The following is a 3,781-nucleotide window of genomic DNA, read 5'->3' on the forward strand; positions in this document are numbered from 1 at the left end:
GGGCGATGGCAAGTGCAATTCGTTCCCGGGTTAGTGCGTCCAGGCTGCCCTCTCCGGCAGTACCGTGCAAGCCGAGGAAGGCGCGAAGTGCAGCGGGTGAGTTGGCGAACACTTTCAGAAAGTTGGGTACCATCCCGAGCTGTTCCTGGATAGCGTCCAATAGCTCAATTTGCTCATTGCTGGCATGGTTGCGTTCGATTGCGGTAATACGGTTCATCATTGTTTCCTCATGTTGAAAAATGCTTGTTGTGTTTGCCTTGCTGTGTTGCGTCAGATGCGAGTGGGCATCGAATGAGGTAACTATGGTTGATTTCGTTGAATTAAAGAATATCCTCTAAAGGCAATTGATTATTTCATTTAGTGGAATTATGTATGGATCGCTTTCATCAGATGCAGGTGTTTCAGGCTGTCGCCGAAGAAGAGGGGTTTGCCGCGGCAGCCCGGCGGCTGCAAATGTCCCCGCCAGCAGTTACTCGTACCGTAGCAGCCCTAGAAGATCGGCTTGGCGTTAAACTGCTGAACCGAACTACGCGTTATGTCCGTACTACCGAGGCGGGGGAGCGCTACCTGGAAGATGCTCGGCGTTTATTGGCTGAGGTTGAAGCGGCTGACGAAGCCGCTGCCGGTATAAATGCCGAGCCTAGAGGGCACCTTGCAGTAACGGCGCCTGTCCTGTTTGGCCGAATGTTTGTCATGTCGGGCATTGTTGAATACCTCCAGCGTTATCCGGAGATGAAAGTGGATGCCATATTCCTTGATCGGGTTGTCAGCCTGGTTGAGGAAGGACTGGATGTTGGTGTTCGTATTGGTGAGCTGCCAGATTCAAGTATGCGCGCGTTGAGAGTCGGCACTGTTCGTATGGTGGTGGTGGCATCGCCAGATTATCTTGATCAACATGGTGAGCCGGAGATTCCGAGTGAACTTCAGAATCATTCGATTATAGCGTCCAGTGCGGGCAACTTTGCGATAGGTTGGCGATTTGCATCTCCAAAAGGAGAGCAGTCGATCAGGTTACAGCCGCGTCTTACGGTTACGACCAATGATTCAGCGATAGAAGCTGCCGTACAAGGGTTGGGGATCACCCGTGTTCTGTCCTATCAGGTGGCAAGCCATATTGCTGACGGAAGCCTGAAAGTATTGCTTTCTGAGCATGAATTGAAGCCGAGCCCTGTTCATATAGTGCACAGAGAAGGGCGTTATGCTTCCGTTAAAGTGAGATCCTTTATTGATATGCTGGCGCAGCGGTTAAGAAGTGATGCAGCATTGAATGAACCGCTATAAGGAAAAAAAGCCGCTCAGAGAGCGGCTAGAAGTCTAAGGCAATGTGAAACGGTTAGTAATACTATTCTGCTGCAGGCAAGACAACCTCAGGAACTGTGCTGTTGTCGATAACTTTATAGGTATCACTCCAGATTTTGCCTTCACCGTCGGTTATGTAGTCGACACTGGCGACCCAGTCTGATTGCTGCGAGAAGCTCTTGATGTCGAATTCAAGCCCGTTGGTTTGGGTGATGCTGCTTATTTCTGTGATGGTTACCTGCTCGGTCGAGGCATCTATTGATAACTGACCGTCCACAATGGACCATTCGAAATTAACCACTTCAGGATTGTTTGCATCAGTATTTCTGAACTGACCTTCGAACTTGGCATTGTTGTTAGAATCGGTATCAAAAAAGAGCATGTATTCAGTCGGTGAGCTGATGGACTGCAGTGCATTACCTTGCAAAGTGCTTTCGGTGAATTGAGGGGTATGTTCGCCTTCACCGATGTTTAAGCAACCCGCAACGGCTTGTTCGTAGGTAGCTTGTGTACCTTCAGTACCGGATATCGGCACTTCACTATCGTTAGTGGTCTGTGAATCTCCGGTTTCGCAAACAACAAGACTGTTGAGTGGGTTTGAACGGGTAGCGATATACGTCCAGATTTCGTCAACATAGCCGCTTTCTTCGTCGACATAGTCGTGGGTATATATTTTAAAGGCGTATTTGCTATTTTTTAGATCAACGTCGGTTATTGCCAGCATCTCATAGCTATTTCCCGGCTCGTCATCGCCATATGAGATTCGGATAATGCCATTGTTTAGTGTCCAGTATTGGGTAGAGTTGATTTTCCCGCGTTTAAGGTAGTTCAGTGTGTTGTTTTCCAGGAACTGATGCCCCCGAACTTCTCCTTTGCTGTTAACCCGTACAAGGTTCATGTTGTAGAAGGTGCCGAGATAGTTCGTTGAGTCAGAGTAACCGCACTGGGCAATGGCCTGGATAAAGTCACTTTCTGTTGCGCCCGAGTCCTTATTGCCGATCGAACACCGTCCGAATGACGGCAGGTTGTCGATACTGGCATTGTTATAGATGGTTTCAATGGCTGATTGGTTGAATAGCAGTCCGGCATCGTCATCCAGACTACTGATGATAACCCCTCGGCGGACGAAATTGTCATGTACGGCAAAAAACACATTGCGTTCGTCATTATCGATGTCGCTATCGGCCTTGGCGAGATCCTCGGGGATAGTTAGCGTATATAGTTCAACGTTGTTGACTGTAGTTTGCGCCCAGGTAGAGGTGGTTTTTATAAAGCTGTTGGCTGCTACACGTCGCCATAGAATGAGTGATTTCTCATCGTTATTGACCATTTCTGCCAGTAAGTCACCCGATAACCAGGCACCTTTGGCATTCCCGACCTGATCGCTGTCAGTCGCAGCATCATTTAACAACTCGCTCAGCTCGCTGGGGGCGGTGTCACTGCCGTTAATATAGATACGGTTGCAGTTATTATTGAGAGGGGTATCGCAGTCGGTATCATTCCATAGTTGATAACGGGTATGATCATTGACCATGCTTTCTGTCAGCTTATAAGCCTTTGCTCCGGCACTAAATTTAAGATCTGATGGCAACAGGGGAAGAAACTCAAGTGCCTCGGGGAAGGTGAGGAACGAAGCGACTTTCTTTCCTGATATGTCGATTTCCTGAAGTGATAGCTGGTAGTCAAACCCAGAGTTTTCGGCAAGGCCTATATCGGTGAAGACGGCCTTCGATTCATCTGCAGCGCGAAATACCAGGCGATCGTAGATAGGTAGCCATGTTGTATCACCGCTGGGTGCCAGCCCCCATTCTTCAACGCTCAGTCCGGTCAGGTCTATTGCCGCGATACTTTGTGAGGAAGTGGTTGGATTTGTGAGGCTGATTGCGGCATCACTGCTGGATAGCCACTCATACATGCTCTCGGAGGTCGTCTCGCCATCAAAAGTAATGTTTCCGGCTTCGAGTCGGGTATATTCGCCATCCCCACTAAATTCCATGTCGGAATAGAGCCACCAGACACCTGTTTCCAGCGCCGTTGCAACGTTAACCGTCACTGCACTCTTTTCAGTCTGTACACGATCGATAATATTCGTAGCCAGCTCTTTGATTTCGGGTGAGGCAAGCACGGCTGATACATCAAAGTTAAGGGTCCCCAAGTTTGCTACAACAGTGTCAACCCTGTCGGCGACATTGGCGATAAGCTCATCAACCAGTACATCGGCACTGCCGATATCTTCGGGGTTAGCGCCGACGGCGGAAGCGTAATCACCCCAACCGTCGACGGAGGCGATTTCATTAATGATGGCCTGGTATGCAACGCTACTATTGAGATCAACCTGAAGTTGTTCAGAGGTGGTGGGGGCCAGCAAGACATCCTGGGGAAGCGGTTCTCCCAGCCTGACAGCCGGTGTGCCGTCACCAAGGGAGACAAGCACCACACAATCAAGCCGCTCGCCACCGGGAAGGGTAATATTGTAGGTTCC

General features: G+C 49.5%; 2 protein-coding genes and 1 pseudogene. 1 reads left to right on the forward strand and 2 read right to left on the reverse strand.

Going from position 1 to position 3,781, the window contains the following annotated elements; genetic code table 11:
• Positions 1-220: pseudogene (locus MHN01_RS19710) on the reverse strand (carboxymuconolactone decarboxylase family protein); the annotation flags it as partial.
• A 152-nt stretch (positions 221-372) separates the two neighbouring features.
• Here MHN01_RS19710 and MHN01_RS19715 point away from each other — a divergent pair.
• Positions 373-1,281, forward strand: a complete 909-nt coding sequence (locus tag MHN01_RS19715; RefSeq protein WP_239412911.1) for a LysR family transcriptional regulator — start codon at positions 373-375, stop codon at positions 1,279-1,281.
• 61 nt (positions 1,282-1,342) lie between these two features.
• Here the strand turns inward: MHN01_RS19715 and MHN01_RS19720 are convergent.
• Positions 1,343-3,781 (reverse strand): hypothetical protein (locus tag MHN01_RS19720; protein ID WP_239412912.1); only part of this gene is annotated, 2,439 nt, incomplete at its 5' end.

The sequence above is a fragment of the Photobacterium sp. OFAV2-7 genome (assembly GCF_022347985.1).
In the GTDB taxonomy this organism is placed as follows: Bacteria; Pseudomonadota; Gammaproteobacteria; order Enterobacterales; family Vibrionaceae; genus Photobacterium.